The 233-nt window shown below is 38.2% G+C and carries 1 pseudogene; it reads right to left on the bottom strand.

Going from position 1 to position 233, the window contains the following annotated elements:
- A pseudogene (locus ACY2RS_RS15975) lies at positions 1 to 233 on the bottom strand (riboflavin synthase); the annotation flags it as partial.

Consider the following 233-nt stretch of genomic DNA (forward strand, 5'->3'; position numbering starts at 1 on the left):
TACCAAAGTACCTGTTTTAAAGGTATGAAAGTTTGTGTGCTCGTAGGTATAGGGTCTAATAGCAACACTAAATTCGTTTGGCTTAGAATTTAAAACGGTAAGACTTACCCCATTTACTGTAGCAGACCCTTTTTCGCTAGTAATATTGTTTCGACTTGCATCGTATTGCAACGTGAATCCCCAACTTCCAGTTTCTTCTTGAATAGCAATACAGGTAACTATCTGGTCTACGT

The sequence above is a fragment of the Patiriisocius sp. 208BN25-11 genome (genome assembly GCF_058147145.1).